The organism is Bradyrhizobium sp. 134, assembly GCF_023074155.1.
Lineage (GTDB): Bacteria > Pseudomonadota > Alphaproteobacteria > Rhizobiales > Xanthobacteraceae > Bradyrhizobium.
This window is the reverse complement of record NZ_JADPKX010000041.1, coordinates 1-567: the sequence shown is the minus strand read 5'-3', so window position 1 is coordinate 567 and position 567 is coordinate 1. Positions and strand designations below refer to the sequence as shown.

At 59.4% G+C, this 567-nt stretch carries 1 pseudogene; it reads left to right on the top strand.

The annotated features are described in order from the left end of the window. A pseudogene (locus IVA75_RS14870) lies at positions 1 to 555 on the top strand (IS5 family transposase); the annotation flags it as partial. Positions 556 to 567: the final 12 nt, after the last annotated feature.

Genomic DNA, 567 nt, shown 5'->3' with positions numbered 1-567 from the left:
GGCTAAGCGCGGACATTGGCAGGCGATCTTTGAAGCGCTCGCCCGCTGCGGCAAGGACCGAGTGGCTTTGTCGATCGACTCCACCTCGATCAAAGCGCATCGCTCGGCGAGCGGCGGAAAAGGGGGGAGTGTGAACAGGCGATCGGCCGCTCGCGCGGTGGGCGGACCACGAAAATCCACGCGCTGAGCGACCCTGATTGCAAACCTTGCGCATTTCATCTCACTCCGGGACAAGCCGCAGACATTGCCGCAGGGCCGGCCCTTTTGAAGCTCGCGCCGCCCATGTCTTCCCTCATTGGGGACAAAGGCTACGATGGCGACGGCTTTCGCGCCGAAATCGTCAATCGCGGCGCGAAACCCGTCATTCCAAACAAATCCAACCGGGTAACCCTCCACAGCTTCAGCAAGCGCCTCTATAAAGGGCGCAATGTTATCGAGCGCTGTTTCTGCCGGCTCAAGGATTTCAGGCGTGTTGCTACTCGCTACGACAAACTTGCCAGAAACTTCTTGGCCGCCGTCCACCTCGCCGCTCTCGTCGCTTATTGGATCAATTGAGTCTGAACCCTA